This window comes from Sphingomonas pollutisoli, assembly GCF_029167165.1.
GTDB classification, from domain to species: Bacteria; Pseudomonadota; Alphaproteobacteria; order Sphingomonadales; family Sphingomonadaceae; genus Sphingomonas; species Sphingomonas pollutisoli.
Genome location: NZ_JARFNJ010000014.1, coordinates 13,946 through 39,749 on the forward strand (window position 1 = coordinate 13,946; position 25,804 = coordinate 39,749).

Genomic DNA, 25,804 nt, shown 5'->3' on the forward strand with positions numbered 1-25,804 from the left:
GGCCGGCTTTCGGAAAGTCGTCGAGCCTAGTGGTAAATTCCTGCCACGCAATCCCCTTTACCCGTCCCGGCCGGCCAGCATCGGCCCGAGCTTGCGCCCCGCGAAGATATGGACGTGGAGGTGCGGCACCTCCTGATGCGAATCGGGCCCGGTGTTGGCGAGCAGCCGGTAGCCCGGCACGACCAGCCCCGCGTCGCGCGCCACCGCGCCGACCGCGCGCACGAACCCGGCGATCTCGGCATCGCTCGCCCGCGCGCTGAAATCGTCCCACGACACATAGCGCCCACGCGGGATCACCAGCAGATGCGTCGGCGCCTGCGGGTTGATGTCGTGGAAGGCGATCGCGAAATCATCCTCATAGACGCGCTTGGCGGGAATCTCGCCGCGCAGGATCCTGGCGAAGATGTTCTGGTCGTCATAGGGCAGGGTGGCGTCGATCGGCATGCTCGGCTCCTTTGCTATCGTGTCCGTTCGTCCCGAGCGCAGTCGAGGGACATGCCCGGATCTCAGGTGCCTCGACTGCGCTCGGCACGAACGGTTTACGCGGGTCGCCCCGCCTTCTCGTCGATCCCCGACACCCCCTCGCGCCGGCGCAGCTCGGCGCGCACGTCCTCAAGGCTCAGCCCGGCATCGGCGAGCAGCACGAGCAGGTGGAAGACGAGATCGGCCGCCTCGCCGGTCAGCTCTTGCGGAGATTCGGACACGGCGGCGATCACCACCTCGGTCGCCTCCTCGCCGACCTTCTGCGCGATCTTGGCGCGGCCCTTGTCGAACAGCTTGGCGACATAGGACGAGGCGGGGTCTGCGCCCTGACGCGACCGGATCGTCGCTTCGAGCGTATCGAGGACATCGGTCATGCGCGTCCGTCCCGGTCGACCGGCGGCTTCTGCCGCGACTTGAGGAAGCGCTTGCGAAGCGCCCGGCGCACGAGGAACACGCCGATCGCCGCCATCACGAACAAGGCGATGTCGGACGCCGCCGGCGCGGTGCGTGGGACTGGAACGCCGGTATGGGCGGCGGCGGCGAGGGAGAGGAGGAAAGGCATGAGTTGATCTTACATCACTTTACAAGAACGACACACTCACCGTTCGTCCTGAGCGAAGTCGAAGGACGTGCCCGGGGCGACGGACGCCGTGTGGGACACGTGCTTCGACTTCGCTCAGCACGAACGGAGTTCAGCGAGCAGCTTCAACGGTTCACCGGCCGCCGCACCGGAATCCCCGCCGCCGCCAGCGCGGCGTGCGCGTCGGCGATGCTCGCCTCGCCGAAGTGGAAGATCGACGCCGCCAGCACCGCGCTGGCATGCCCTTCGGTCACGCCCGCGACCAGATCGGCCAAGCCGCCGACGCCGCCCGAGGCAACCACCGGCACGCCGACCCGATCGGCGATGGTCCGCGTCAGTTCGAGATCGAACCCGCTGCGCGTCCCGTCACGGTCCATCGAGGTGACGAGCAGCTCGCCCGCGCCCAGTTCCGCCAGCCGTACCGCATGCGCGACCGCGTCGATCCCGGTGCCCCGCCGGCCGCCGTGGGTGAACACCTCCCAGCCCGATCCGCTGCGCCGCGCGTCGATCGAGGCGACGATGCACTGGCTGCCGAACCGGTCGGCGATCTCCGCGACCACCTCGGGCCGCGACACCGCCGCGCTGTTCACCGCGACCTTGTCCGCCCCCGCCAGCAGCAGCGCGCGCGCATCCTCGGCCGATCGCACGCCGCCGCCGACCGTCACCGGCATGAAGCACACTTCGGCGGTGCGCCGCACCACGTCGAGGATCGTGCCGCGCGCCTCGTGGCTGGCGGTGATGTCGAGGAAGCACAGTTCGTCCGCCCCCGCCGCATCATAGGCACGCGCCTGCTCGACGGGGTCGCCGGCATCCTTGAGATCGACGAAGTTGACGCCCTTGACGACGCGGCCGTTGGCGACATCGAGACAGGGGATCACGCGCGCTCGAACGGTCATCTTTTTACCAGCGTGAGAACGAGGCCGACCACGCCGCCGATCGCCAGAATCGCGACGAGCGCGGTGTTGATCGCTCCGGCGCGCCAGAACCAGTCGGGGCTGGTCACGCTAGAGAACGTGGGCGTGTTAATGCCCCACAATAGGCTTGGCATCCGACCATCGCGGTAGCCGTGCAACGTTTTGACCGCGCCGGCGGCGGCGAGGCCAAAAAGCACAAGTGCGACGAGAATGCTCACGCTCCCCTCGCCACCGCCAGCGCCTCGGCCAGATCGAGCCGCCCGTCATACAGCGCCCGCCCGGTAATCACGCCCTCCACGCCATCTCGCGCATGCCGTGCCAGCACATGAATCTCGTCGATCCCGGCGACGCCGCCGCTCGCGATCACCGGGATCCGCACCGCGCGCGCCAGATCGACCGTCGCCTCGACGTTGCAGCCCTTGAGCAGCCCGTCGCGCCCGACATCGGTGAACAGCAACGCGGCCACGCCCGCATCCTCGAACCGCCGCGCCATGTCGGTGACGGTCACGGTCGAGACATCCGCCCAGCCCTTGGTCGCGACGAACCCGTCACGCGCATCGACCGCGACGACGATCGCACCGGGAAAATCGCGCGCGGCATCGCGCACCAGATCGGGGTTCTCCAGCGCGGCGGTGCCGATCACCACACGCGCCACGCCGAGATCGAACCAGCCTTCGATCGCGGCGCGCGTGCGGATGCCGCCGCCGAGCTGCACCCGGCCGGGAAAGCGCGCGACGATCGACCGCACCGCTTCGCCATTGACCGAAGCGCCCGCGAACGCGCCGTCGAGATCGACGACATGGAGATGCTCGGCGCCGGCATCGGCGAACAGCATCGCCTGCGCGGCGGGATCGTCGCCATAGACGGTCGCACGCGCCATATCGCCCTCGGCGAGACGCACCACCTGGCCGCCCTTGAGGTCGATCGCGGGGAAGACGATGAGGGTCATGGCAGGTCCGTCGTATGGGTCTCGGAGTAAATCGTCACCCCAGCGCAAGCTGGGATCTCCGCGGGGCGGGCATTCGGCCAAAACCGGGAGATCCCAGCCTGCGCTGGGATGACGCCGGGGGCGGGGCGACTCACGCCACCCATGCCAAAAACCTCCGCAAGAACGCCAGCCCATAGACCTGGCTCTTCTCCGGGTGGAACTGCACCCCGAGGATATTGTCGCGCCCGATCGCCGCGACCACCGGCCCGGCATGGTCGCTGGTCGCGACCACGTCCGCACCCTCGAACGCATAGCTGTGGAGGAAATACGCCTCGCCCGGCACGATCAGCGGATGCTCGGCGACCGGCACGACATCGTTCCAGCCCATATGCGGCACCTTCGCCGTCGGATCGGCAGGGGTGAGCCGGCGCACGCTACCCGCTATCCAGCCGAGTCCGGGATGCACCCCGAATTCCTCGCCGGTCTCGGCGAGCAACTGCATGCCCACGCAAATCCCGAGGAACGGCACACCGTCCCCGCGCACGCGCCGCTCCATCGCCTCGACCATCCCCGGCACCGCGCGCAGCGCCGAGGCGCAGGCGGCAAACGCGCCAACGCCGGGCAGCACGATCCGGTCGGCGCGCGCGACGATATCGGCGTCAGCGGTGATCGCGATATCCTCGGCCCCCGCCGCCTTCAGCGCATTGGCGACCGAATGCAGATTGCCTGCGCCATAATCGATCAGCGCGAGGGTCATATTCCCCTCCCGCCCGCGGGAGGGGCTAGGGGAGGGCATGTCACGAGAGCGCCGCGAGGAGGACAGGCCCTCCCCCAGCCCCTCCCGCGAGCGGGAGGGGAGAGACTCACAGCACCCCCTTGGTGCTCGGAATCGCGTCCGCCTTGCGCGGGTCGATCTCGGTCGCGGTGCGCAGCGCGCGCGCCAGCCCCTTGAACGCGCTCTCGATCAGATGATGGTTGTTGGTGCCGTACAGCCGCTCGACATGCAGCGTCAGCCCGGCCGCGCCCGCGAAGCTGTGGAACCAGTGGCCGAACAATTCGGTGTCCATCTCGCCCAGCCGCGGCATGGTGAAGTCGCATTTCCACACCAGATACGGCCGCCCCGAAATGTCGAGCGCGACGCGAGTCAGCGTCTCGTCCATCGGCGAGAGCGCGTCGCCGTAGCGGCGGATGCCCTTCTTGTCGCCGAGCGCCTTGGCGACCGCTTCACCGATCGCGATGCCGGTATCCTCGACGGTATGATGCTGGTCGATGTGGAGATCGCCCACCGCCTTCACATGCAGGTCGATCAGCGAATGCCGCGAGAGCTGCTCGAGCATGTGATCGAAGAAGCCGATCCCGGTGGAAATCTCATAAAGCCCGGTGCCGTCGAGGTTGACGGTCACGTCGATCGAGGTCTCGTGGGTCGAGCGCGAGATGGTGGCGGTACGCATCGCGCCTCCATAGCGCGCGTGCGCCGTCATGCAATCTTGGCCGTGCCGCATGCGTGTTCGCGCGCGCTTGACCCTGCGCCAAACCCCGCTACCCAAGGGCGCATGAGCGACGGTATGCCCGACAGCCTGATTCCCTACGACGAGATCGTGCAGGAAGCCCTGCGCGCCGTGGTGGGGCGCGTGCTGGGTTCGGTGGCGTCGAACGGCGGCTTGCCGGGCGACCATCATTTCTACATCACCTTCAAGACGCAGGCACCCGGCGTAGACATTCCGCAGCGCCTGATCGAGCGCTTCCCCGACGAGATGACGATCGTCATGCAGAACCGCTTCTGGGATCTGCTGGTGGACGATTCGAAATTCTCGATCGGGCTGAGCTTCAATCAGGTGCCGTCGAAACTGGTCATCCCCTATTCGGCGATCACTGGCTTCCACGATCCGGCCGTGAATTTCGAACTGCGCTTCCAGGCGCAGGAAGGGCCGGATGAACCCGAGCCGCAGGATTCGGCCGAAAACGACGGCCCGAGCGTCGCCCCGGTCGAAGACGGCTCGAACGTCGTCAGCGTGGATTTCAAGCGGAAGAAGTAAGCCGGAGCAAGCCGAGCCGCGCAGCGGCGAGGCGCTCGCGCAAGCGACGCGAACCGCCGGCCGGCGCGGCGGAGCCGCGTCCGACGTCACGGGATTTACTCCCGTGACGGCCCGAAACTACCCGGCCGCCGCCACATCCCTCACTCGGCGCCCTTCGCCCAAAGCCCGCTCGGCCGCGGCTCCAGGTCATGCGCCTCCTCGATCGCCCATGCCTCGTCCGACAGCCGCTCGCCGCGCATGAAGTGCGCGTCCTGTTCCTCGCCCTTCGGCAGCGTGGCGGCGATCGCCTTCTGGCGCTCCTCCTCGTCATGAAGCGCGCTGGCTTTGGCGTGGGCGGCTTTCTGTTCGCTGGTCATATCGTTCTCCAATACCGCACCAACGCGCGACGCCCCGATTCGGCGCTTCCGGGGCTGTCCTACATCCCGCTTGATACGCTATGTTCGCATGGCCATCTCCCGTGCCCGCCCCGTCGCCACCAGCGCCCCAACCGACTGCCGAATAGACAACCTAAACCACTTTATCCCCCGAGGTTCGCATGACCGAAACCCGCACCGAAACCGATTCGCTTGGCGCGATCGCCGTCCCCGCCGCCGCCTATTGGGGCGCGCAGACGCAGCGCAGCATCGAGAATTTCCCGTTCGGCGCGGCGGAGCGGATGCCGATCGGCATCATCCACGCGCTCGCGATCGTGAAGCGGGCGGCGGCGCGGGTGAACCGTAAGCACGGCCTCGCGCCCGAGATCGCCGACGCGATCGACACCGCCGCCGCCGAGGTGATCGACGGGCGCCATGACGACCAGTTCCCGCTCGTCATCTGGCAGACCGGCAGCGGCACGCAGAGCAACATGAACGTCAACGAGGTGATCGCCGGCCGCGCCAACGAAATCCTCACCGGCACGCGCGGCGGCAAGGCGCCGGTCCATCCCAACGACCACGTCAACATGAGCCAGTCGTCGAACGACAGCTTCCCGACCGCGCTCCACATCGCCGCCGCGCTCGCCGCGACGCGCACGCTGGTGCCCGCGCTCGAACAGCTCGAAGCGTCGCTGCTCACGAAGGTCGATGCCTGGGGCGACATCGTGAAGATCGGCCGCACGCACCTTCAGGATGCGACCCCGGTCACGCTCGGCCAGGAATTCTCGGGCTATTACGCGCAACTCCGGCTCGCGCGTACGCGGATGGTGCCGCTGATCGAGCATGGCCTGTGCAAGCTCGCGCAGGGCGGGACGGCGGTCGGCACCGGGCTCAACACACCGCCGGGCTTCGCCGAGGATATCGCCGCCGAGATCGCCACGCTCACCGGTCTGCCGTTCGAGACCGCGCCCAACAAGTTCGAGGCGCTGGCGACGCACGACACGCTGGTCGATTTCTCAGGCCGGCTCAATACGCTCGCGGTCGCGCTCACCAAGATCGCCAACGATATCCGCCTGCTCGGCTCGGGGCCGCGCTCCGGCCTGGGCGAGATCGACTTGCCCGCCAACGAACCGGGCAGCTCGATCATGCCCGGCAAGGTCAACCCGACCCAGTGCGAGATGCTGACGATGGTCGCCGCGCAGGTGATCGGCAACCATCAGGCGGTGACGGTCGGCGGGCTTCAGGGGCACCTCGAGCTCAACGTGTTCAAGCCGCTGATCGGCGCGGCGGTGCTGCGCTCGGCCGATCTGCTCAGCGTCGGCATGGCGAGCTTCGCCGAGCGCTGCGTCGACGGGATCGAACCGAATCGCGGCCGGATCGCCGAACTGGTCGATCGCTCGCTGATGCTGGTGACGGCGCTCGCGCCCGAGATCGGTTATGACAATGCCGCCAAGATCGCCAAACACGCGCACGCCGAAGGGCTGACGCTCAAGGAAGCCGGGCTCGATCTGGGGCTGGTCGATGCCGCCACGTTCGACCGGTTGGTGCGCCCGGAAACGATGGTGTGATTTCGCGTGCGGAACATCCGCACGGCTCGCGCTTTGAGTGTTCGAACGAGGAGATGCATATGAACTTCACCACCCTGATTGGCGCGGCGGTCGGCGCGGCGATCGACGGTTCGGACGGCGAAGACAGCACCGTCGATGGTGCGATCGAAGGCGCCATCGTGGCGACCGTGGTGCGCGCGGCGATCCCGATCGCGCTGACCTTCGCGACCGGCTGGCTGGTGCTGCGCGGCATCGGCAAGCTCAAGGAAGCGGCGTTCGGCGCCTCCGAACCGCAAGCGTGACCCTCTTGCCGGGTTGACGGGGCAGGGGCGGGCACGCCAGTAGCGCGCGATGAGCGCATACAACCCCGCCGACCCGCACGGCTTCAAACGCCGTGGCGTGCTGTTCGTCCTGTCCTCGCCATCGGGCGCGGGCAAATCGACGATCGCACGCAAGCTGCTCGCCGACGAGACCGATCTGCATATGTCGGTCTCGTACACCACGCGCCCGATGCGCCCCGGCGAAGTCGATGGCGTCGATTACCATTTCGTCGATGTCGAACGTTTCCGCGAGATGGTGTCGAACCACGAGTTCCTCGAATGGGCGCACGTCTTCGGTCATCGCTACGGCACGCCCAAGTCGCAGGTCTGGCATGAGCTGGAGAAGGGGCGCGACATCCTGTTCGATATCGATTGGCAGGGCGCGCAGCAGCTCCACCAACTCGCCGGCGGCGACATCGTCCGCATCTTCATCCTGCCGCCCTCGATGGAGATCCTGCGCGAACGGCTCGAACGCCGCGCGACCGATTCGATGGACGTGATCGACGCGCGCATGGCCCGCGCCGCCAACGAGGTGAGCCATTGGGACGGCTATGATTATGTGCTCGTCAACGACGACGTCGAGGAATGCTTCGCCTGCGTGAAGACGATCCTCGCGGCCGAGCGCCTCAAGCGCTCGCGCCAGACGGGCATCATCGGGTTCATCCGCAAGCTGTTGCGGTGAAAATCATGCGCCGTTCGTGCTGAGCGAAGTCGAAGCACGTTCCCCAAAGTACGGCGCGCGGTGCGGCCGTTGGACGATGGTCAGGACGAACGGGCCGGGGACAGAAGGGCCAGCAGCCGGACGCCGGCATCGAAATCGCGCCGCCGGGTCGCGCGGGCGTCTTCCGCGAGCGGATCACGGCCCCAGCGATCGGCCTGAAACGTCTCATCGACGATCGCGGCGGTCCACACGGCCTCGGCATCGGCGGCGCCTTCGATCAGCGCGAGCGCCGCGACCAGCGAGCCGCTGATCGTCACGATCGGCGACAGCGCCGCCAGTTCAAACGGGCCCCGCGCGGCGACCGCCTCGCCGAGCCGCGCCAGCGTCGCCGGGGGTTGTGCGCGGTGCATGATGCCGGCGACGATCTCGAAATGCACGTCGTAGCGGTGACGCGCCCAGTCGAGCAGCGGGTCCCAAGCCGCGGCTTGCCGCGCGGCGAGTTCCTCGGGTTCGTCGGCGCGATAGCAGAGCAGGTCGCTCTCGCCGTACGCGGCAAGCCCCGCCGCGAACAGCGCCGGATCCGGCGCGATCCGGTCGATCGCGGCATTGGCGAGACCGGTCAGCGGCATCGCGCCGGGATTGACCGTTTCGCCGCACGCGCGCCATTCCTCGGCGACCGCTTCGGCAAGCGCCTCCGTCGCTAACAGCAGCGGCGTGCGTCCGGGCGTGCGCAGCGGTTTGCCGTCGAGACGCACGCCCCGCTCGGCATCTACACGCACCTCTTTCCAGAACCGCTTCATTCGGGGGGCGTCCGCCAGCGCCGCGCGAGCGCGCGCGGCACCACCGCCATCATGAAGAGCGCCGACAGCACGAGCGCCGTGCCGATGATCTTGGGGACTGCCGCATCGGCACGTGCGATCAGGACCAGGCCGAACACGGCGCCGGCAGTCGCCGCGAGCCGCGCGCTCACAAGGATGAGCCAGTGTTTCGCGTCGTCCCTCATGCCGTCATCAGCCCACCCAGCGCCGGTACTTCGCGCGCGACCGCGTGGGCGCCCGCCGCGTGCAGCTCATGCGGCGGATGATAGCCCCAGCCGACGCCGAGCGCGCGCGTCCCGGCGGCGCGCGCCATCAGCATGTCGTAGCTCGTGTCGCCGATCATCACCGTCGTTTCCGGGGCCGCGCCGGCCTCGGCGATCGCCTGTTCGATCATCGACGGGTGCGGTTTGGACGGGTGGCGATCTGCGGTCTGGAGCGTGATGAAACGCGTGGTCAGCCCGTGCGCCGCCAGAATGTGCGCGAGGCCCCGATCGGACTTGCCGGTCGCGACGCCGAACAGCCAGCCGTCCGCCTCAAGCTCGTCGAGCGCCTCGGCGATCCCATCGAACAACGGCTCGTCGGCAAGCGCGCCGGTGCTGCGCATTTCGAAGAAGCGCGCTTTATAGTCGGCGGCGAGTACATGGTGACGCGCCGGCTCTGCGTCGGGCAAAAGCGCCTGCATCGCTTCGACCAGACTGAGGCCGACAATGCGCCGGATCATGTCGCGAGGCGGCACGTCGAGCCGGTGCAGCGCGAACGTGTCTTCCACCGCGCGGCAGATGTTCGCTTGGCTATCCACAAGCGTGCCGTCGCAATCGAACAGCGCAAGGCGGTTCATGGGTTCGGCGCCCGCTGTGGGGCGCCGTGCCGGCAGCGAAGGACGTGTTCGGCGTGCATCAAGCGGGCCGCGCAGGAAACTGCATCAGCGTGTTCATACTCAGCACGGTTTCGCCATGCTGGTTGGTTACCGTGGTACGCAACGTCACCGTACCGACCGGCTTGCTGCTCGACCGCTGCACGGCGACGATCTCGCGCCGCGCGGTCAGTATGTCGCCCGGCCGCACCGGCCTGAGCCAGCGCAACTCGTCAATTCCGATGCCGAGCAGCGGCGTGTCGCCGAAGGGATTGTTGGCGATGAAGTCGCGCATCACCAGCGCAGCGACGTGCCAGCCGCTCGCGATCAGGCCGCCAAACCGCCCCACCGCCGCCGCTTCCGTGTCGATATGCATCGGCTGCGCGTCATATTCGCGGGCGAACCGCACCACGTCCGCTTCCTCGATCTCGAAAGGCGTACCATGCCACGCATCGCCGGGCGTGAGATCATCGAGATAGAGGCCGCTCACTTCGCCGGTCCGCCGCGCCGGCGACGCTCGCCTTTGCGCTCCTTGCGCACCGTCTTGGCGTGCTGTTTCGCCTGCTGCTTCTTCACCGCCTTGCTCGGCGGTGGCGGCGTATCGAGCGGCATGTTGTCACCCAACATTTCCTCGAAGCCGAAATGCTTGAGGCTTTCGGCGAAGTGGCGCGGCAGTTCCGCCTTCACGTCGATCACGCCGCCATCGGGATGGTCGATCCGCAGATTGCGCGAATGGAGGTGCATCTTGCGGCTGACACCGCCGGTCAGGAACGCCGCCTGACCGCCATATTTGCCGTCACCGACGATCGGGTGGCCGATCGCCGCCATGTGAACTCGCAATTGATGCGTACGCCCCGTGTACGGGATCAGTTCGACCCACGCGCAGGTCGTGCCGGCCAACTCGATCACGCGGTAGCGCGATCGGGCGGGGCTGCCCTCCGCCTCGTCGACGTGCATTTTCTCGCCACCCGAGCCCGGTTGCTTGGCGATCGGCAGGTCGATCGTGCCATCCTCGATCGAGGGCACTCCGACGACCAGCGCCCAATAGACCTTCTTGGCCGTGCGCGAGGAGAACGCCTTGGAGAAGAAGGCGGCAGCGCGCGCCGTCCGCGCGATCAGAAGCGCGCCGCTGGTGTCCTTGTCGAGCCGGTGGACGAGCTTGGGGCGTCCTTCATAATCGTCCTGGTAGGCGTCGAGCAGCCCGTCGACATGCTCGGTCGTCTTGGTGCCGCCTTGGGTGGCGAGGCCCGGCGGCTTGTTGATGACGATCGCCTGCGCATCGCGGTAGATGACCAGTTCACGCGCGAAGGCGATCTCGTCCTCGCTCAGCGGCGGGCGCTCGCGCTTCTGTGGTGCGTCGGCGCGGATCGGTTCCGCCGGCGGTACGCGGATCGTCTGGCCGGTGGTGATGCGGTCGCCTGGCGTCGCGCGCGCACCATCGACACGAAGCTGCCCGGTGCGCGCCCATTTTGCGACGGTCGTGAAACTCGTATCGGGCAGATGCCGCTTGAACCAGCGGTCGAGCCGAATCCCGTCGTCGTCGGCCTCGACGCGGAAGCTGCGAACGTCGGCCTCGCCCTTGCGGACCTCGCTCATGCGAGCGCTCGCACGAGATAGAGCCCGGCGAACAGCGCCAGCATCGAGCCGATCACCGATACCGAGGCGTAGCCGAGCGCCGTTGCCAGATCGCCGCGCTGGATCATCGTGACCGTGTCGAGCGAGAAGGTGGAAAAGGTGGTGAAGCCGCCGAGCACACCGGTCGCGAGGAACAGGCGCAGATTGTCGACCGGCACCGTCAGCCGGGTCAACGTCGCGACGACGATGCCCATGGCGAAGCCGCCGATCACATTGGCGGCCAGCGTGCCATATGGAAACCCCGGCCCGAACAGTGCCGTCATCCAACGGCCAATCTGCCACCGACCTACGCTGCCGATCGCGCCGCCCGTAAAGACGAGAAAAAATTGTGTCATGCCGCCCGTTAGCGCGGTTTGGGCGGAAAGAGAACCGGTGTGGTGGATGCGGTGCCTGGCCTAGCTGCCGTTGTTCGCAACCAGATCGACCTCGGTCCCGCCATCGCGTCGCGCCGTGAGGAACAGCGCGAAGGCGGCACCATCGCGGCCGCGCGTGCCGCCCAACACATGCTGGCCGCCATCGACTTCATGCTCGGCGGCAAACCCCGCCCCCGAGGCGCGGGTATAATACCAGTCGATCACCCGCTGAAGCGGCGCTGCGGTGGCGAAGCTGACGGCGCGGAGCGCGCATCCATTATCCGAGGCGCCCGCCGCCTCGCTGACGCGGGCGTCCGGGTACAGCGGCAGGTCGGGCGGCAGCCGTGTCGCCCAGCGCGCCGAATAGCGCATCCCACCTGCGCAGCTCGCGGTGCGCTTGTCCTTCTGGCGCGATGCCAGCGCGCCGAGCGTCAGCGACTGGCGCGCCGCTTCGCATTGCGGGCACGATCCGTCGGCCTTGGGTGCCGGCGCGGATTTGAGCGTCTCGCTGGTGTCAGCGCCTCTGCCGCTGGCGCCGTTCGCGGCGGCCGCGACGGTGTCGGCGGGGATCGCACCCGAATAAGGTTGGCTTGGCGGGCGCACGGCATTGTCGTTCGCCTGTTGCGCGAGCGCGGGATCGACCATGATCTGATCGTGCAGCGCCGCCATCATCGCCGGATCGCGACCATTGCCGCTGCCGGAGTCGGCGAGCTGATTGTCGAGCGAATCGAGCTCGCTCCGCTGAGCGGTGCGTGCGCCGCAGCCTACGGTCGCCAGCGCAAGCGCGATGATGGCGATCAACCGGTTACACCGCATTCCACACTCCCGACATCGTCCGCGGAGGACACTGCGCGCGCATGACGTATTTTCGGTTAAGACTGAACGCGCAATCGCGGTTAACGCGTCAAATCCCCCGTAACCAAGACTCACGCGCTTGCGTTGCGGCGCGGGTGAAGCCATCGTGCCGATCATGCTCAACCTGCTCTCGATCTTCGTCGGCGTGCTCGTCTTTTTCGGCGCGATCATCGGGTTCATCCCGTTTTTCGGCTGGTTCAACTGGCTGTTGATCCCGCTGGCGCTGTTCGGGCTGGTGCTCGGAATGCTTTCGTCGCACCGCTCGGGACGCAATCTCAATATCGTGCTTATCGTGTTCTGCGCGCTGCGTCTCATGATCGGCGGCGGGCTGTTCTGAAACGAAAGGCCCGGCGATCGCTCGCCGGGCCTTCCGCTTGGCCGGTGGTGCGGCGCGCTTAGCGGCAGACCACCTGACCGCGATCGATCGAGGTGCCGAGCGCCGCGCCGCCGGCGACGCCGAGCAATGTACCAAGCGTGCTCGACCGGCCGTTCGACAGCGCGTTGCCGAGCAGTCCACCGGCGATGCCGCCCACGATCAGGCCGGTCGTACCGTCCGAGCGGCGGCAGTAATAGCGGCCGTTGCTGCCACGGTAGATGCGGTCATACCGGCCGAGCCGGCGCGGCTGATAGTAGCTGCCGTCGCGGTAATAGCGATCGGCGTAATAGAAGCGCTGGCCCGGCTCGGGACGGTTATAGTCGTAGCCGCGAAACCGGCGCCAGTCGCGGTTGTCGCCACGCCAGCCGGCCCGATCCCCGCGACCGGGGCCGCGATCGCGATCACCATGCCAGTCGCCGCGACCGCGATCATCATGGCCGCGACGGTCGTCCTGGCGCTGGTGACCATGATCCCGTTGGCGGTCCTGCGCCGTGGCCGGGATCGCCGGAACCAGCGTCAGCGCCGCGACGGCGGCGATAATCAGCTTGCGCATGTCGGTATCCTTTCGTTCCATGAACCCACAACCACGGCGCCGGACGGAGGTTGCGTGAACGGCAGACAACGTTCCGTTCACGCAACCTTTGTCCGAGGCGTTCAGCCGTTGAGCGTATGCGTCAGCGCGATCTCGGCATTGAGCACCTTGGAGACCGGGCAGTTCGCCTTGGCGTCCGCCGCGATGCTCTCGAACTGGCCCGGCTCGATTCCGTCGATCGTCGCGGTGAGCGCGAGGTCCGAGCGGGTGATCTTGAATCCGCCATCGGCCTGCACCACCGTCACCTTCGCGGTCGTCTCCAGCGTGCCCGCGCTATAGCCCGCTTGCGCCAGCGCGAAGCTGAGCGCCATCGTGAAACAGCTCGCGTGTGCGGCGGCGATCAGCTCTTCCGGGTTGGTTCCGGGTTCTTCGCCGAACCGGGTGGTGAAGCTGTAGGGCGAATCGGACAGTACCCCCGACTGGGTCGAGACATGGCCTTTGCCGTCCTTGCCAAAGCCTTCGTAGCGTGCGGAACCGGAACGGGTCGTCATGATGCGTCTCCTTGGATGATGCCTGCCCCGTGCCGATGATGTCGCACCTGTGTTACCGCTTCACGGCACGGACACGGATTGGTGCGGAGCCGGAACGTTCCTGGGGCACGGGGGTTTCATGGCCCGCGAACAAAATCGCGATCAGCCGCGGGCGAGCACCGCGCGCGCCGCGTCGCAATCGGCGGCGATCGCGGCGGTGAGCGCTTCGAGGGTATCGTACTTGGCCTCGGCGCGGATGAATTCGATCAGTTCGACCGCGATCCTCTGCCCATAGAGATCGCCGGAGAAGTCGAAGAAATAGGGTTCGAGCAGTTCCTTGGGCGGATCGAAACTTGGTCGCACGCCAAGGTTCGCCGCACCATTGAGCACGCGGCCATCGGGCAGCCGTCCGCGCACGGCGTAAATCCCGTAGCTCGGTCGCAAGTATTTGCCCATGTCGAGATTGGCGGTGGGAAAGCCGATCGTGCGGCCCAGCTTGGCGCCGTGCATCACTTCGCCCTCGATCGTGAACGGCCGGGTGAGCAAACGCGCCGCGCCGCGCGGATCGGCACTGGTCAGCGCCGCGCGGATGCGGCTCGACGAGACCGGTTCGCCATCGAGCGTCACCGGCGCAACCGCCTCCACCGAGAAGCCGTGATGGCGCCCAAGGTCGGCCAGCACTTCGATATTGCCGCTACGGGCCTTGCCGAAAGTGAAATCTTCGCCCGTCACCGCGCCGCCAAGCCCGATCGTCGCGATCAGTCGCTGTTCGACGAACCCTTGCGCGCCCAGCGCGGCAAGTGCCGCGTCGAAGCGGAAGACGATCATCGCATCGGCGCCAGCCTCGGCGAACAGCCGCTGGCGCTGATCGAGAGTGGTGAGGCGGAACGGCGCGGCGTCCGGCTTGAAATACCGCACCGGATGCGGATCGAACGTCGCGACCAAAGCGGGCCGCCCCTCGGCGCGGGCGCGCGCGATCGCTCGGCCGACCACGGCCTGGTGCCCCAGATGGAACCCGTCGAAATTCCCAAGCGCCACGATGCCGCCGCGCAGAGCCGCCGGCAGCACCGAGCTGCCGTCAAGCCGCTCCATGCCGGCGGGCTATAAGGGGGCGGGGCGAGGCGCGCCAGTGGGGTCGCGCAGGCATCGCGTCAGCGGCGCCGCGCAAGGGTGAAGAAGCTGTAGGCGGGGCGGTCACCTTCGGCCTCATAATATTCGGCTGGCGCATCCTGCCACAGCGCCTGATCGAGCCGAAAACGAGTATCGCCGTCGTACACGCGCCAGATCGTCGTGACCTCGGCGCGATCGGCCCGTTCCTCGAACAATCGTAAGATTTCCGCGCCGCCGATCACCGAAGCGTCATCGCCGGCCATTGCCAGCGCCTGTTCGATCGTGTGGGCGACTTCGGCGCCCGGCGCGGACCACCCGGCATCGCGCGTCAGCACGATATGTCGGCGCCCCGGCAGCGGCGCGGGGAAGCTCTCGAAGGTCTTCCGTCCCATGATCATAGGCTTGCCCAATGTCAGCGCCTTGAAGCGCTTGAGGTCGGCGGGCAGATGCCACGGGAGTTGGCCATCGCAGCCTATCACGCCGTTCTGCGCGGAGGCGAAAACCAGCGTTATCACACCGCCACCGGAGCCTTGATATGCGGCTGCGCGACATAATCGCGCAGCACGAAATCCTCGAACTCGTAACCGTCGATCGAGGGTGGTCGGCGTTGAATTTCGAGGCGCGGCAGCGGCCCTGGCGTGCGCGTCAGTTGCTCGCGGGCCTGGTCGAGATGATTGGAGTATAAGTGGCAGTCGCCCCCCGTCCAGATGAACTCGCCCACCGCCAGCCCGCACTGCTGCGCGAGCAGGTGGGTCAGCAGCGCATAGCTCGCGATGTTGAACGGTACTCCCAGGAAGATATCGGCGGAGCGCTGATAGAGTTGCAGCGAAAGCCGCCCGTTCGCGACATAGGTCTGAAACAGGCAATGACACGGCGCGAGCGCCATCGCGTGCAGGTCTCCGGGGTTCCAGGCGGTGACGATCTGGCGGCGGGAACCGGGGTTCGTCTTGATCTGCTCGATCAGTTCGACGATCTGGTCGATATGGCGGCCGTCGGCTGTCGCCCAGTCCCGCCATTGCTTGCCATAGACCGGCCCGAGGTCACCGTTCGCGTCGGCCCATTCGTCCCAGATGCTGACGTTGCGCTCGCGTAGCCACTGGACGTTGGTGTCGCCACGCAGGAACCACAGCAATTCGACGATGATCGAGCGCAGATGCAGCTTCTTGGTGGTGAGCACGGGAAAACCCTGCGCGAGATCGAAGCGCATCTGATGCCCGAACACCGATAGTGTGCCGGTGCCGGTGCGGTCCATCTGCTCGGCGCCCGTATCGAGGACTCGCCTCATCAAATCGAGATATTGCTGCATCGGCGCGGTCTAGCGCGCGGCGCCGCGCGCGTCACCGCCGATGTGGATTGGCTCTAAAATGGACGGGTGTTCTTCCACGCGCCGCTGAACACGGCATCATCAAAGACGTGGAGCCTCCATCGACCCCCAATGTGCCGCCGGGCGCGCCGTTCCGCAGGCTCGACGCCGAGCATGTCGCGATCGCGCTGTTCGCCCCGATCCGCGATCTCCCTGTCGAGGTGGCGATGTCCGCCTATGTCGATCCCGAATGGCGGTTGCTCGGGATACGCACTCGGCCATCGAACGAGACGGACATGGTCGAGTTGCCGATTCGCATGATCGTGGGGGATGCGCTGGCCTTCGATGCGGCAGGCGTGGTGATGGCGCACAATCACCCGAGCGGCGATCCGACACCCAGCGAAGGCGATCGCGTGTTCACACGCCGGCTAGCGCGGGCGCTGGACGGCGTGGGCGTGCGGCTGATCGACCATCTGGTACTCGCAGCGGGCGAGACGGCGAGCTTCCGGCGGATCGGCCTGCTGTGATCGCCTCCGGCTCCGGCTCCAAGGGCGAGCATCCTATCGATTTACGCAAGCCTTGATTGTTTTGGGGTCGGGGCGGGGGCCCACCGCTTTGAACATCGCGAGATACCCGCCGGCTGACGGCATGTTCTCCCGTGCGACCTGCACGTAGCCCACCGCCGCGAATTCGCATTTCAACAGCGCGGGCGGGGTGCCGTGGCTCTGGGTCGGACGATCCGCGTCGAGCACGACCACGAGGCCATCAGGCTTGAGTGACGGGCGCATGCGCCAGAGGAATTCGTATGGCTGTCCGATCTCGTGATACATATGGATCATCAGCACGCGATCGAAGCTGCGCGCCGGCAGTTTGGGATCGGCGGGCGTACCCAGGCGTACGCTGACGTTGTCGAGACGGTCACGCGCGACGCGTTCCGCCAGCGCATCGTGGATGCTCGCGACGATATCCTCGGCCAGTACGCGGCCTTCCTTGCCGACGCGCGCGGCGAGGCGGATCGTGTAATAGCCCTCGCCCGCGCCGAGGTCGGCCACGGTCATGCCGGGCTTGATGCCCGATTTCGTCATCACCTGCTGCGCTTCGGCGCGGCTGTCACGGTCCCGCTCGGTCGACCAGCGCGGAGACACGATCCGGGCGACCGGGCGGTCCGCGGCGGGGAAGGGGCCCTCCGTCTGCTGCTTCGTCGCCGGGCCGCAGGCGGCGAGTGCGAGCAACGCCAAACCTGCGCCCGCGATACGGCCCTTCGGCACCATCAATCGACGTCTTCCACCTCGACCGTCTCGCCGGTGACGCGCTGCGAAAGCGCCGCAGCCATGAACGAGTCGAGATCGCCGTCGAGCACGTCGGAGGGGCTGGTCGAGGTCACGCCGGTGCGCAAGTCCTTCACCAACTGATAGGGCTGCAACACGTAGGAACGGATCTGGTGACCCCAGCCGATATCGGTCTTGCTGGCGTTCTCCGCGTTGGCCGCCGCCTCGCGGATTTGCAACTCGCGCTCGTAGAGCTTGGCGCGAAGCTGGTTGTACGCCTCGGCCTTGTTCTTGTGCTGCGAGCGCTGGTTCTGGCACTGCACAACGATTCCAGTCGGAATGTGCGTGATGCGCACCGCCGAATCGGTCGTGTTGATGTGCTGCCCACCCGCGCCGGAGGCGCGGTAGGTGTCGATGCGAAGGTCGCTCTCGTTGTAATTGACTTCGATATTGTCGTCGATCACCGGATAGACCCACACGCTCGCGAACGAGGTGTGGCGCCGCGCGGCGCTGTCATACGGGCTGATGCGGACGAGGCGATGCACGCCGCTCTCGGTCTTGGCATAGCCATAAGCGTTCTCGCCCTTGAGCAGCAACGTGGCCGACTTGATGCCGGCCTGTTCGCCCGAATGCTGATCGACCAGCTCCACTTTGAGGCCGTGGCGTTCGGCCCAGCGCGTGTACATGCGTTGGAGCATGCCCGCCCAATCCTGGCTCTCGGTGCCGCCCGCGCCCGCGTTGACCTCGACATAAGTGTCGTTGCCGTCCGCCTCACCGGCGAGCAGCGCCTTCACCTTGTCCTCGGCTGCGCGCTTGGAAAGGGCGGCGAGCGCGGCGACGCCCTCGTTTTCCATCTCGGTATCGCCCTCGGCTTCGGCCATCTCGATCAGTTCGGCGGTGTCGCTGAGTTCGGTCTCGATCGCGCGCGTGGCGGTGATCGCCTCGTCGAGCCGGCGGCGTTCGCGCATTACGTCCTGCGCGGCCTTGGCGTCGTTCCACAAGGTCGGATCCTCGACACGCGCGTTGAGTTCGTCGAGCCGGCGCAAAGCGCGGTCCCAGTCGAGGAAGCGGCGGAGCAGCGCGAGCGAGTCCTTGATCGAATCGATATGTGCCTGCGCTTCGGCGCGCATGGTGGGTACTCCAGAAACGAACGTCGGCCCGGCGGAGGCCGGGGCCGTTATGTAGTATGGCGCGCGTGTCGAACCAAACGCAGTGGCCCCGGCCTTCGCCGGGGCGACGGATCATCCGCTAGTAGATTCCGCCCTGCTTTTGCAAGAAGTCGCTGTCCTTGCGCTCGTCCGCCTGCGCGGCCTGGGCTGCTTGCGCACGGGCGGCCGCCGCTGCGGCTGCGGCTGCAGCGGCTTCTTCGGGCGTCTGGCGGTGGAAGACGCGCCGCGGCTCGCTCTCGGGCTTGAACGCTTCCCAGATCACCGACGCCTTGGGGTCGGCAGTCGGCCAGGTGCCATAGACGGGCTTGCCCGACGCGCGATCGATCCGGACCATGCGGATACCCGGCGGCGCGCGGAACGGCAGCTTGGGCAGTCCTTCATACGCCTTGAGCGCGAATTCCTTGAAGATCGGCGCGGCGAGCGTGCCGCCTTGCGCATATCCGCCCAAGCCATGCGGCGTGTCATAGCCGATGTAGAGACCGCCGATCATCTGCGGCGTGCCGCCGATGAACCAAACGTCGGTCGGCCCCGAATTGGTGCCGGTCTTTCCGAACATCGGCCGGTCGAGATCGCGCAGCACGACGGCGGTGCCGCGCTGGATCACGCCCTCGGTAATGTGGATCATCTGATAGGCCGTCATCGCGTTGACGACCTGCTTGCCGCGGTTCACCGGACGCGGCATCGCCTTGCCGTTCCAATCGGGCGCGTTGCAGCTCTCGCAGGCGTGCCAATTCTCGGGCCAGATCACCTTGCCGTGCCGATCCTGTACGTAGTCGATCAGCGTGCCCTGATGCGCTTGGCCGTGATTTTCCAGAATCGTGTAGGCGTTGACCATGCGCGCGACCGTCGTCTCGCCCGCGCCGAGCGCGAACGAAAGATAGGGCGGATATTTGCCGACCCCGATCCGGTCCATCAGGCCGACGACCTTGGGCATGCCGGTCTGCGCGGCGGCGCGCACCGTCATCAGGTTCCGCGACTGTTCGATGCCCCAGCGCATCGTATGCGGGCCAGAGCCCGCGCTGCCGCCGAAGTTCCTGAAGCATTTCTGGCCAAGACGCGCCCCCTGGAAGACGCAGAACGGCCCATCGATGATGATCGAAGCCGGCGTCATGCCGTTCTCCAGCGCGGCGGAATAGACGATCGGCTTGATCGTCGATCCCGGTTGGCGCAGCGCCTGCGTCGCGCGGTTGAACGCCTGCAGGCGGAAATCGAACCCGCCCTGCATCGCCAACACACGCCCGGTCGAGGGTTCCTCGACGACGAACGCACCCGAGATCTTGGGCACGGCGCGCAGCGCGAACTGGCCGCCCTCGGGCGCGACCGCGAGGATGTCGCCCCGCTTGATCGCGGCGAAGGCGGTGCCGCCTTGTCCGCGCACCGGCATTTGCGCCGCCCAGCGCGGCATCGTACCGGTTTCGCCGTTGGAGAAGCCTAGCGTCGCCGAACTGCCATCCACTGCCGTGACGATCGCGGCACGCCAGTCCTGATAATCGAGACCGATGTTGGTGTTGAGCAGCGCAGGTAGCCAATTGTCGTCGGTGATTTCGGCATGGCCGAGCGGCCCGGCCCAGCCGCGCCCGCGGTCGTAGCGGAGCAAGCCGTTACGCAGCGCGGTTTGCGCGTAATCCTGGATGCGCTGGTCGAGCGAGGTGCGCACCCAAAGCCCGCCCGCATAGACACTATAGGGCCCGGCGTTGCCATCCTCGCCGAACTTGTCGATCAATTGCCGGCGCACTTCCTCGACGAAATAGCCCGTGCCGGCGATCTCGGTCTTCGGCGTCTGGCGCGGCACGGTGCCTAGCGGCTCGGCATCCGCCTGCGCATATTGGCTCTGGCTGATGAAGCCGTTCTTGAGCATCTCGGCGAGCACATAATGCCGCCGGGCGAGTGCGCGTTCGGCATGACGGTCGGGATCGTAGTTGGACGGGCCTTTCGGCAGTATCGCCAGATAGGCGCATTGCGCGAGGTCAAGCTCGTTCAGATCCTTGCCGAAATAGGCGTAGCTCGCTGCGGCGACGCCGAAAGCGTTCCGGCCCAGCGCGATCTGATTGAGGTAGAGTTCGAGGATCTGCGGCTTGGTTAGCGAATCCTCGATGCGGTAGGCGAGGATCGCCTCCTTGAGCTTGCGGCTATAGCTGTGCTCATTGCCGATCAGCAGGTTTTTGGCGACCTGCTGCGTGATCGTCGATGCGCCGCGGGCGCGCTTGTTGCGGACGAGATTGTCCCACAGGGCCGAGGCGATGCCGGCATAATCGACGCCGTGATGCTCGAAGAAGGTCTTGTCCTCTGCGGCGAGGAAGGCGCGCACCAGCAGCGGCGGATATTCGTTATAACTCAGCTCGACGCGGCGCTCGCGCGCGTAGGAGTGGATCGGCAGGCCGTCGATCGCGCGCACGTTGGTCGGCAGCGGCGGCTCATAGACGCGGAGCTTGTCGACCGAGGGCAGATCGCGGGCGAAGAACGCGAAGAAGGCGGCGTAGGCGATCGCCGCCAGCACACCGAGGACGAGCAGCAGCTTCACCCACCACCTGCCCCAAATGCGGCTCGCAAGCCCCCGCAGTCCGTCCGCCTCGCGACGCAGGCGGAAGTTCACGCTGGAATCATCGTCGGCCATATCCGGGGCAGGCTCTAGCAAGTTTCACGCGCGTTGCCAGCCTTGGCGGTGAAATGTGCGTGTTAGCGGGTGGAAGCCAGCCGCCGTGCAAAATGCACATCCACCGCGCGCCGCACGCTCTCCGCGATCGCGTGGCGGCCCGCGTCGGAATCGATGAAGTCGGCGTCGCGCGGGTTCGAGATATAGCCGGTCTCGAACAGGATCGAGGGCATGTCGGGCGCCTTCAACACCATCAGCGAGGCCATACGGTGGAAGTTCGGCTTCATCGGCACCAGCGGCTGCGCTTCGCGGCCGAGCAGGCGTGCGAAACTCGCCGATGAGTTCATCGTCTCGCGTTGCGTCAGGTCGATCAGGATCGAGGAGATGTCCGCCGAGGTCGAGGCAAGGTTCACGCCGGCGATGATATCGGCCTTGTTCTCGCGCGCGGCCAGCCGGGCGGACTCCTTGTCGGACGCGACCTCGGACAGCGTGTACACCGACGCGCCGCTTGCGTCGCCCGAGCCGACGCTGTCGCAGTGGATCGAGATGAACAGGCTGGCGTGGAGCTTCCGCGCGATTCCGAACCGCTCCTGCAGGACGATGAAGCGATCGTCTTCGCGCGTGAGCGCGACACGCACCCGGCCTGATTCGACCAGTTCGTCGCGGATCGCCTTGGCGATGCGCAACGTCACGTCCTTCTCGCGGCGGCCATCGGTCGGCGCGATCGCGCCAGGGTCTTGGCCACCGTGGCCGGCGTCGATCACCACCAGCGGGCGGCTCGCGTCGTCGCCGTAAATGCGCGGCAGGCGGAGCTTGCGGCTCGATGGCGGAATCGGCACGGCGACCTGGTATTTCCGGGCCGCCGACCGTCTCGTGCCGAAGGAGAGCGGGGGCAGGAAACGAACGCGACCCTCATCGGCGGCGCGCGCGAAGGTCGCGTCATCGACGCTGCGCAACGCGATCGTCAGGTCGCGGCCGCCGTCGCCGAAACTACCTTCGCGGACAACGGCGGGACGGGCGAGATCGAATAAGATACGGAGGCCGCTCGTGCCGTGCCGGCTTTGGCGCACCGCCGTCACGAGGCCGGCTCCACTAACCGCGTGGCCGGGCACCGCGCCAGCGACATCGACGGCGATCCGCCGAGGTCGGGCGAGCAGAATGGCCGAAGCATCCGCCACGCCGCGATCGAAGTGCAGGACGATCCTGTCGCGGCGCACATCGATCCGCTGCACCGTCGCGGCCCAGCCCGGGGCGCCGGTGAACCAGCAGGCCAGCAAGGCGAGGATGACCAACACGCGAGCGTAATGCCGCGTCTGCGCGCGGCCGGTCCAGCGAAAAGGCATCGTGGGACAATCCCCGTGGTTACGCGATTACTGCGACCGTCCTGCCATCGACGCGTCACCCCATGGTGAAACGGTAAGGTTAACATCACGTTTACCAGTGGCTTGCCTGCGATACGGTGGCCGAAATGTGCCGGTTGCTGCGCGCGTTTTGGGATGCTACGCATGCGCAAGCACCGGAAAGCGCCTGTCTTGGCGCTGTTCGGTCGATCCGGTCGCCCGCATGGTTTGCGGCGGCCTTTCAGGTTGACGTTCGCATGATGCATTTCTCCACAAGTTCGCGCCGACCGGCTTTTGCCGGCGGCTTCGCGAGCGCGCGGGGTGCCGTGGGCCAAGCGCTCGGGCGTGCGATGCGAGCAGAGGCGATTTTCGAAACCCATTGCGGCCACCGGCCGGGCGCGTTTTCCGCCCGGCACGCGCCGCGTCATGATCGCGCGCGGAACGCCCTGTACGGCCGTGGCCCGCGCGCCCGGAGAACAATAAATGACCACGCGTATGCTGATCGACGCACGCCACCGGGAAGAAACCCGGGTGGCTGTCGTCAAAGGGAACCGAATCGAAGAGTTTGATTTCGAATCTGCCGAGCGCAAGCAGCTCAAGGGGAATATCTATCTCGCCAAGGTAACCCGGGTCGAACCGTCGCTGCAGGCGGCGTTCGTCGATTATGGCGGCAATCGCCATGGCTTCCTGGCCTTCAGCGAGATCCACCCCGATTACTACCAGATCCCGCGCGAAGACCGCGAGGCGCTGCTGCGCGAAGAAGCCGAGCATGCCGCGCAGGAAGCCGCCTTGCGCGCCCAGCAGGACGCCGAGGACGAGGATTACGAAGACGGCGATCACGAGGCCGACGACCAGGAGATCGACGAGGATTCGGTCGAACGCTTCGAGGACGACGGTGGCGTCGATGCCGAAGCCGCCGCCGAGGAAACCGGCCGCCGCCGCAGCCGCGGCAAGAGCCAGTCGGACGACGCCGTCGAGGATTTGCGCGAACGCCGCATGAACCTGCGCCGCCGCTACAAGATTCAGGACGTGATCCGCCGGCGGCAGGTGCTGCTGGTGCAGGTCGTCAAGGAAGAGCGCGGCAACAAGGGCGCGGCGCTCACCACCTATCTCAGCCTCGCCGGCCGCTATTGCGTGCTGATGCCCAACACGTCGCATGGCGGCGGCATCTCGCGGAAGATTTCGAACGCGGGCGATCGCAAGCGGCTCAAGTCGATCATGGCCGAGTTGACGTTGCCGCCTTCAATGGGGTGCATCGTCCGCACCGCCGGGCTTCAGCGCACCAAGGTCGAGATCAAGCGCGACTTCGATTATCTCGCTCGGCTGTGGGACGGCATTCGCGAGACGACGTTGCAATCGTCGGCGCCCGCGCTCGTCTATGCCGACAGCGATCTGATGAAGCGCGCGATCCGCGACATCTACAATCGCGAGATCGAAGAAGTGATCGTCGAGGGCGACGAGGGCTATCGTCACGCCAGGGAGTTCATGAAGCTCCTGATGCCGAGCCATGCCCGCAAGGTGCGGCACTATTCCGATCCCGTGCCGCTGTTCCAGCGCGCGGGCGTCGAGGATCAGCTTTCGGCGATGTACCACCCGGTCGTTCAGCTCAAATCGGGCGGCTATCTCGTCATCAATCCGACCGAGGCGCTCGTCTCGATCGACATCAACTCCGGCCGCTCGACGCGCGAGCACAATATCGAGCAGACCGCGACCGCGACCAACCTCGAGGCCGCGACGGAGATCGCCCGCCAGTTGCGCTTGCGCGACATGGCGGGGCTCGTCGTCATCGACTTCATCGACATGGACCATTCGTCCAACGTTCGGAAGGTCGAGAAGGCGATGAAGGAGGCGCTCAAGAACGACCGTGCGCGCATCCAGGTCGGACGCATCTCGTCGTTCGGGCTGATGGAAATGAGCCGCCAGCGGCTGCGCACCGGCGTCCTCGAAGCCTCGACACGCCCGTGCCCGCATTGCGAAGGCACCGGGTTCGTTCGCACCGCCTCGTCGGCTGGGCTGTCGGCGCTCCGCCTGCTCGAAGACGAGGCCGCACGCGGCCGCGGGTCGCAGTTGACGCTGCGCGCGAGCCAGGAAGCGGCATATTACATGCTCAACCGCAAGCGCGCGGAGCTCGCCGAGATCGAAGATCGCTACGGCGTCACGATCGAGGTGATCCCCGATGGCGAGCAGGAGGGCGCGCGTATGACGGTCGAGGCGTCCGGTCCGCCGCCCGAGCACCCGCCGCGTTTCGACGCGCCGATCATCGAGGTCGATGAGGAGGAATATCCCGAGGAGATCGAGGACGAGGTCGAGGCCGAGGAGGAGATCGACGCCGAGGAAGGCGAAGACACCGAAGAGCGTCCCCGCTCCGGTGAGCCGCGCGCCGAAGGCGATGCGCGTGGTCGTCGTCGTCGTCGTCGTGGCCGTCGCGGTCGCAATCGTCCCGAGGGCGAGCAGGCCGAGGGTGAGCAGGACGAAGCCGTGGAAGCGGCCGCGACCGAGGCGGACGCGAGCGAGGCCGATGTGGCTCCGGTCGAAGTCGCCGCGGCCGACGCCGGCGAGGGCGGTGAAGGCCGCCGCCGCCGGGGCCGTCGTGGCCGTCGCGGTGGCCGTCGCGGTGAGGGCGAAGCCGCCACGTCGGCCGACGCATCGGGGAACGAGGCGCCTGCCGGCACGCTGCTGGAGGGCGTAGAGGAAGGCTCGATCGAGGCCGAGGCGCTCGCCGATTATGCGGCGGATGCGGAGGCGGTCACCCCCGCCGAGGCGCCTGTGGAGGCGGAAGCCGTTGAGGAGGCGCCCAAGAAGAAGGGCCGTCGCCGCAAGGCTGCTGCCGAGACTCCGGCCGAACCGGCGCCGGTGGCCGAGGCGGAAGCCCCCGTCGTCGAGACCGAGAAGCCCAAGCGCAAGCGCCGCACCAAGGCCGAGATCGCTGCGGCCGAAGCCGTTGCGGCCGAGGCACCGGCGGTAGAGGAAGAAGCCAAGCCCAAGAAGCGCCGTGCCCCGCGCCGCAAGGCCGAAGCAGGCGAGGGCGTGGAAGAGGCCACTCCCGCCGCCGCGCAGCCCGCGTCGGAGGCGGCTGTCGCGTCCGAGCCGCAGCCCGAGGCCACGACCGCGATCGATCCTGATCCGGGCGAGGCCGGCTCGCCGCGTCGCGGCTGGTGGCAGCGCACCTTCGGCGCGTGACCGGACCCGGCGGAGCTTGTCTGATGGCAGGCTCCGCCGGAACCGCTTCACCGTGGGTTCACGCCAC

General features: G+C 67.1%; 32 protein-coding genes. 7 read left to right on the forward strand and 25 right to left on the reverse strand.

Annotated elements, in window-relative coordinates:
* Positions 1–57: 57 nt before the first annotated feature.
* The 8 genes from PX554_RS22205 to hisB all read right to left on the reverse strand — a co-directional run bounded on the left by PX554_RS22205 (position 58) and on the right by hisB (position 4,356).
* Positions 58–444 carry a histidine triad nucleotide-binding protein gene (locus PX554_RS22205; protein WP_275504571.1) on the reverse strand — a complete coding sequence of 129 codons (387 nt, stop codon included), beginning with the start codon at positions 442–444 and terminating at the stop codon, positions 58–60.
* 95 nt (positions 445–539) lie between these two features.
* Positions 540–857 carry a phosphoribosyl-ATP diphosphatase gene (locus tag PX554_RS22210; protein WP_275504572.1) on the reverse strand — a complete coding sequence of 106 codons (318 nt, stop codon included), beginning with the start codon at positions 855–857 and terminating at the stop codon, positions 540–542.
* On the reverse strand, positions 854–1,045 hold the full coding sequence (locus tag PX554_RS22215) for a hypothetical protein (protein WP_275504573.1): 192 nt from the start codon (positions 1,043–1,045) through the stop codon (positions 854–856). The genes PX554_RS22210 and PX554_RS22215 overlap by 4 nt, the downstream gene beginning before the upstream one ends.
* 143 nt (positions 1,046–1,188) lie before the next feature.
* Positions 1,189–1,959 (reverse strand): imidazole glycerol phosphate synthase subunit HisF, encoded by a 771-nt coding sequence (gene hisF / locus PX554_RS22220; protein ID WP_275504574.1) that lies wholly within the window; start codon positions 1,957–1,959, stop codon positions 1,189–1,191.
* Positions 1,956–2,195: a hypothetical protein gene (locus tag PX554_RS22225; protein ID WP_275504575.1), complete on the reverse strand. Its 240-nt coding sequence runs from the start codon at positions 2,193–2,195 to the stop codon at positions 1,956–1,958. Before PX554_RS22225 ends, hisF begins: the two co-directional genes overlap by 4 nt.
* Positions 2,192–2,926, reverse strand: coding sequence for a 1-(5-phosphoribosyl)-5-[(5-phosphoribosylamino)methylideneamino]imidazole-4-carboxamide isomerase (hisA, locus tag PX554_RS22230; RefSeq protein ID WP_275504576.1), 735 nt, complete (start codon positions 2,924–2,926; stop codon positions 2,192–2,194). The genes PX554_RS22225 and hisA overlap by 4 nt, the downstream gene beginning before the upstream one ends.
* A 130-nt stretch (positions 2,927–3,056) precedes the next feature.
* Positions 3,057–3,662: an imidazole glycerol phosphate synthase subunit HisH gene (gene hisH / locus PX554_RS22235; RefSeq protein WP_275504577.1), complete on the reverse strand. Its 606-nt coding sequence runs from the start codon at positions 3,660–3,662 to the stop codon at positions 3,057–3,059.
* Positions 3,663–3,768: 106 nt separating this feature from the next.
* A complete protein-coding gene (hisB, locus tag PX554_RS22240) occupies positions 3,769–4,356 on the reverse strand; it encodes an imidazoleglycerol-phosphate dehydratase HisB (RefSeq protein WP_093222985.1) in 588 nt (195 codons plus the stop codon).
* 102 nt (positions 4,357–4,458) lie between these two features.
* Here hisB and PX554_RS22245 point away from each other — a divergent pair, with 102 nt between their 5' ends.
* Positions 4,459–4,941 carry an SspB family protein gene (locus tag PX554_RS22245; RefSeq protein WP_275504578.1) on the forward strand — a complete coding sequence of 161 codons (483 nt, stop codon included), beginning with the start codon at positions 4,459–4,461 and terminating at the stop codon, positions 4,939–4,941.
* Between the two features lie 140 nt (positions 4,942–5,081).
* On the opposite strand, the gene PX554_RS22250 is transcribed toward PX554_RS22245, so the two are convergent.
* The gene (locus PX554_RS22250; RefSeq protein ID WP_143023317.1) at positions 5,082–5,297 is read right to left on the reverse strand and encodes a hypothetical protein; all 216 of its coding nucleotides are present in this window, start codon (positions 5,295–5,297) and stop codon (positions 5,082–5,084) included.
* Between the two features lie 179 nt (positions 5,298–5,476).
* Here PX554_RS22250 and fumC point away from each other — a divergent pair, with 179 nt between their 5' ends.
* The 3 genes from fumC to gmk are packed head-to-tail and all read left to right on the forward strand — an operon-like array spanning position 5,477 to position 7,843.
* Complete coding sequence (gene fumC / locus PX554_RS22255; protein ID WP_275504579.1) at positions 5,477–6,862, forward strand: class II fumarate hydratase; 1,386 nt, start codon at positions 5,477–5,479, stop codon at positions 6,860–6,862.
* A 59-nt stretch (positions 6,863–6,921) separates the two neighbouring features.
* Positions 6,922–7,143 (forward strand): hypothetical protein, encoded by a 222-nt coding sequence (locus PX554_RS22260; protein WP_093222984.1) that lies wholly within the window; start codon positions 6,922–6,924, stop codon positions 7,141–7,143.
* 49 nt (positions 7,144–7,192) lie between these two features.
* Positions 7,193–7,843, forward strand: a complete 651-nt coding sequence (gene gmk / locus PX554_RS22265) for a guanylate kinase (RefSeq protein WP_093222749.1) — start codon at positions 7,193–7,195, stop codon at positions 7,841–7,843.
* Between the two features lie 80 nt (positions 7,844–7,923).
* Here the strand turns inward: gmk and PX554_RS22270 are convergent, their stop codons facing one another.
* The 7 genes from PX554_RS22270 to PX554_RS22300 are packed head-to-tail and all read right to left on the reverse strand — an operon-like array spanning position 7,924 to position 12,297.
* Positions 7,924–8,622: an ATP12 family chaperone protein gene (locus tag PX554_RS22270; protein WP_093222747.1), complete on the reverse strand. Its 699-nt coding sequence runs from the start codon at positions 8,620–8,622 to the stop codon at positions 7,924–7,926.
* On the reverse strand, positions 8,619–8,825 hold the full coding sequence (locus PX554_RS22275; RefSeq protein ID WP_093222746.1) for a hypothetical protein: 207 nt from the start codon (positions 8,823–8,825) through the stop codon (positions 8,619–8,621). Before PX554_RS22275 ends, PX554_RS22270 begins: the two co-directional genes overlap by 4 nt.
* On the reverse strand, positions 8,822–9,478 hold the full coding sequence (locus tag PX554_RS22280) for an HAD-IA family hydrolase (protein WP_093222744.1): 657 nt from the start codon (positions 9,476–9,478) through the stop codon (positions 8,822–8,824). The genes PX554_RS22275 and PX554_RS22280 overlap by 4 nt, the downstream gene beginning before the upstream one ends.
* Before the next feature lie 58 nt (positions 9,479–9,536).
* Positions 9,537–9,983 (reverse strand): MaoC family dehydratase, encoded by a 447-nt coding sequence (locus tag PX554_RS22285; protein ID WP_093222743.1) that lies wholly within the window; start codon positions 9,981–9,983, stop codon positions 9,537–9,539.
* On the reverse strand, positions 9,980–11,089 hold the full coding sequence (locus PX554_RS22290; protein WP_275504580.1) for an RluA family pseudouridine synthase: 1,110 nt from the start codon (positions 11,087–11,089) through the stop codon (positions 9,980–9,982). The genes PX554_RS22285 and PX554_RS22290 overlap by 4 nt, the downstream gene beginning before the upstream one ends.
* The gene (gene crcB / locus PX554_RS22295) at positions 11,086–11,463 is read right to left on the reverse strand and encodes a fluoride efflux transporter CrcB (protein ID WP_275504581.1); all 378 of its coding nucleotides are present in this window, start codon (positions 11,461–11,463) and stop codon (positions 11,086–11,088) included. The genes PX554_RS22290 and crcB overlap by 4 nt, the downstream gene beginning before the upstream one ends.
* A 60-nt stretch (positions 11,464–11,523) precedes the next feature.
* Complete coding sequence (locus tag PX554_RS22300) at positions 11,524–12,297, reverse strand: hypothetical protein (protein ID WP_093222738.1); 774 nt, start codon at positions 12,295–12,297, stop codon at positions 11,524–11,526.
* Between the two features lie 154 nt (positions 12,298–12,451).
* Between PX554_RS22300 and PX554_RS22305 the strand changes: the two genes are divergently transcribed.
* Positions 12,452–12,673 carry a hypothetical protein gene (locus PX554_RS22305; RefSeq protein ID WP_093222982.1) on the forward strand — a complete coding sequence of 74 codons (222 nt, stop codon included), beginning with the start codon at positions 12,452–12,454 and terminating at the stop codon, positions 12,671–12,673.
* A 58-nt stretch (positions 12,674–12,731) separates the two neighbouring features.
* On the opposite strand, the gene PX554_RS22310 is transcribed toward PX554_RS22305, so the two are convergent.
* The 5 genes from PX554_RS22310 to PX554_RS22330 all read right to left on the reverse strand — a co-directional run bounded on the left by PX554_RS22310 (position 12,732) and on the right by PX554_RS22330 (position 16,190).
* Complete coding sequence (locus PX554_RS22310) at positions 12,732–13,265, reverse strand: glycine zipper 2TM domain-containing protein (protein WP_275504582.1); 534 nt, start codon at positions 13,263–13,265, stop codon at positions 12,732–12,734.
* Between the two features lie 101 nt (positions 13,266–13,366).
* A complete protein-coding gene (locus PX554_RS22315) occupies positions 13,367–13,795 on the reverse strand; it encodes an OsmC family protein (protein ID WP_093222737.1) in 429 nt (142 codons plus the stop codon).
* Positions 13,796–13,936: 141 nt separating this feature from the next.
* Positions 13,937–14,866 carry a bifunctional riboflavin kinase/FAD synthetase gene (locus PX554_RS22320; RefSeq protein WP_093222735.1) on the reverse strand — a complete coding sequence of 310 codons (930 nt, stop codon included), beginning with the start codon at positions 14,864–14,866 and terminating at the stop codon, positions 13,937–13,939.
* 59 nt (positions 14,867–14,925) lie between these two features.
* The gene (locus PX554_RS22325) at positions 14,926–15,399 is read right to left on the reverse strand and encodes a dihydrofolate reductase (protein ID WP_093222734.1); all 474 of its coding nucleotides are present in this window, start codon (positions 15,397–15,399) and stop codon (positions 14,926–14,928) included.
* Complete coding sequence (locus PX554_RS22330; protein WP_275504583.1) at positions 15,396–16,190, reverse strand: thymidylate synthase; 795 nt, start codon at positions 16,188–16,190, stop codon at positions 15,396–15,398. The genes PX554_RS22325 and PX554_RS22330 overlap by 4 nt, the downstream gene beginning before the upstream one ends.
* A 107-nt stretch (positions 16,191–16,297) precedes the next feature.
* On the opposite strand from PX554_RS22330, the gene PX554_RS22335 reads away from it, so the two are divergent.
* Complete coding sequence (locus PX554_RS22335) at positions 16,298–16,714, forward strand: JAB domain-containing protein (RefSeq protein ID WP_256326120.1); 417 nt, start codon at positions 16,298–16,300, stop codon at positions 16,712–16,714.
* 33 nt (positions 16,715–16,747) lie between these two features.
* Here PX554_RS22335 and PX554_RS22340 read toward each other — a convergent pair whose 3' ends face one another.
* The 4 genes from PX554_RS22340 to PX554_RS22355 all read right to left on the reverse strand — a co-directional run bounded on the left by PX554_RS22340 (position 16,748) and on the right by PX554_RS22355 (position 22,560).
* Entirely contained in the window at positions 16,748–17,458 is a 711-nt protein-coding gene (locus tag PX554_RS22340; protein WP_093222731.1) for a class I SAM-dependent methyltransferase, read from the reverse strand.
* Positions 17,458–18,585: a peptide chain release factor 2 gene (prfB, locus tag PX554_RS22345; RefSeq protein WP_093222729.1), complete on the reverse strand. Its 1,128-nt coding sequence runs from the start codon at positions 18,583–18,585 to the stop codon at positions 17,458–17,460. Before prfB ends, PX554_RS22340 begins: the two co-directional genes overlap by 1 nt.
* Positions 18,586–18,703: 118 nt before the next feature.
* Positions 18,704–21,238, reverse strand: a complete 2,535-nt coding sequence (locus PX554_RS22350; protein ID WP_093222728.1) for a penicillin-binding protein 1A — start codon at positions 21,236–21,238, stop codon at positions 18,704–18,706.
* A gap of 62 nt (positions 21,239–21,300) precedes the next feature.
* Positions 21,301–22,560 (reverse strand): N-acetylmuramoyl-L-alanine amidase, encoded by a 1,260-nt coding sequence (locus PX554_RS22355; protein ID WP_275504584.1) that lies wholly within the window; start codon positions 22,558–22,560, stop codon positions 21,301–21,303.
* Positions 22,561–23,040: 480 nt separating this feature from the next.
* Here PX554_RS22355 and PX554_RS22360 point away from each other — a divergent pair, with 480 nt between their 5' ends.
* A complete protein-coding gene (locus PX554_RS22360; RefSeq protein WP_275504585.1) occupies positions 23,041–25,737 on the forward strand; it encodes an Rne/Rng family ribonuclease in 2,697 nt (898 codons plus the stop codon).
* The last annotated feature ends 67 nt before the right edge of the window (positions 25,738–25,804 follow it).

Coding starts and splice junctions, on each gene's coding strand:
- PX554_RS22205 (WP_275504571.1), bottom strand. CDS start 444: ATGCCGATCGACGCCACCCTGCCCTATGACGACCAGAACATCTTCGCC.
- PX554_RS22210 (WP_275504572.1), bottom strand. CDS start 857: ATGACCGATGTCCTCGATACGCTCGAAGCGACGATCCGGTCGCGTCAG.
- PX554_RS22215 (WP_275504573.1), bottom strand. CDS start 1,045: ATGCCTTTCCTCCTCTCCCTCGCCGCCGCCGCCCATACCGGCGTTCCA.
- hisF (WP_275504574.1), bottom strand. CDS start 1,959: ATGACCGTTCGAGCGCGCGTGATCCCCTGTCTCGATGTCGCCAACGGC.
- hisA (WP_275504576.1), bottom strand. CDS start 2,926: ATGACCCTCATCGTCTTCCCCGCGATCGACCTCAAGGGCGGCCAGGTG.
- hisH (WP_275504577.1), bottom strand. CDS start 3,662: ATGACCCTCGCGCTGATCGATTATGGCGCAGGCAATCTGCATTCGGTC.
- hisB (WP_093222985.1), bottom strand. CDS start 4,356: ATGCGTACCGCCACCATCTCGCGCTCGACCCACGAGACCTCGATCGAC.
- PX554_RS22245 (WP_275504578.1), top strand. CDS start 4,459: ATGAGCGACGGTATGCCCGACAGCCTGATTCCCTACGACGAGATCGTG.
- PX554_RS22250 (WP_143023317.1), bottom strand. CDS start 5,297: ATGACCAGCGAACAGAAAGCCGCCCACGCCAAAGCCAGCGCGCTTCAT.
- fumC (WP_275504579.1), top strand. CDS start 5,477: ATGACCGAAACCCGCACCGAAACCGATTCGCTTGGCGCGATCGCCGTC.
- PX554_RS22260 (WP_093222984.1), top strand. CDS start 6,922: ATGAACTTCACCACCCTGATTGGCGCGGCGGTCGGCGCGGCGATCGAC.
- gmk (WP_093222749.1), top strand. CDS start 7,193: ATGAGCGCATACAACCCCGCCGACCCGCACGGCTTCAAACGCCGTGGC.
- PX554_RS22270 (WP_093222747.1), bottom strand. CDS start 8,622: ATGAAGCGGTTCTGGAAAGAGGTGCGTGTAGATGCCGAGCGGGGCGTG.
- PX554_RS22275 (WP_093222746.1), bottom strand. CDS start 8,825: ATGAGGGACGACGCGAAACACTGGCTCATCCTTGTGAGCGCGCGGCTC.
- PX554_RS22280 (WP_093222744.1), bottom strand. CDS start 9,478: ATGAACCGCCTTGCGCTGTTCGATTGCGACGGCACGCTTGTGGATAGC.
- PX554_RS22290 (WP_275504580.1), bottom strand. CDS start 11,089: ATGAGCGAGGTCCGCAAGGGCGAGGCCGACGTTCGCAGCTTCCGCGTC.
- crcB (WP_275504581.1), bottom strand. CDS start 11,463: ATGACACAATTTTTTCTCGTCTTTACGGGCGGCGCGATCGGCAGCGTA.
- PX554_RS22300 (WP_093222738.1), bottom strand. CDS start 12,297: ATGCGGTGTAACCGGTTGATCGCCATCATCGCGCTTGCGCTGGCGACC.
- PX554_RS22305 (WP_093222982.1), top strand. CDS start 12,452: ATGCTCAACCTGCTCTCGATCTTCGTCGGCGTGCTCGTCTTTTTCGGC.
- PX554_RS22310 (WP_275504582.1), bottom strand. CDS start 13,265: ATGCGCAAGCTGATTATCGCCGCCGTCGCGGCGCTGACGCTGGTTCCG.
- PX554_RS22315 (WP_093222737.1), bottom strand. CDS start 13,795: ATGACGACCCGTTCCGGTTCCGCACGCTACGAAGGCTTTGGCAAGGAC.
- PX554_RS22320 (WP_093222735.1), bottom strand. CDS start 14,866: ATGGAGCGGCTTGACGGCAGCTCGGTGCTGCCGGCGGCTCTGCGCGGC.
- PX554_RS22330 (WP_275504583.1), bottom strand. CDS start 16,190: ATGCAGCAATATCTCGATTTGATGAGGCGAGTCCTCGATACGGGCGCC.
- PX554_RS22340 (WP_093222731.1), bottom strand. CDS start 17,458: ATGGTGCCGAAGGGCCGTATCGCGGGCGCAGGTTTGGCGTTGCTCGCA.
- prfB (WP_093222729.1), bottom strand. CDS start 18,585: ATGCGCGCCGAAGCGCAGGCACATATCGATTCGATCAAGGACTCGCTC.
- PX554_RS22350 (WP_093222728.1), bottom strand. CDS start 21,238: ATGGCCGACGATGATTCCAGCGTGAACTTCCGCCTGCGTCGCGAGGCG.
- PX554_RS22355 (WP_275504584.1), bottom strand. CDS start 22,560: ATGCCTTTTCGCTGGACCGGCCGCGCGCAGACGCGGCATTACGCTCGC.
- PX554_RS22360 (WP_275504585.1), top strand. CDS start 23,041: ATGACCACGCGTATGCTGATCGACGCACGCCACCGGGAAGAAACCCGG.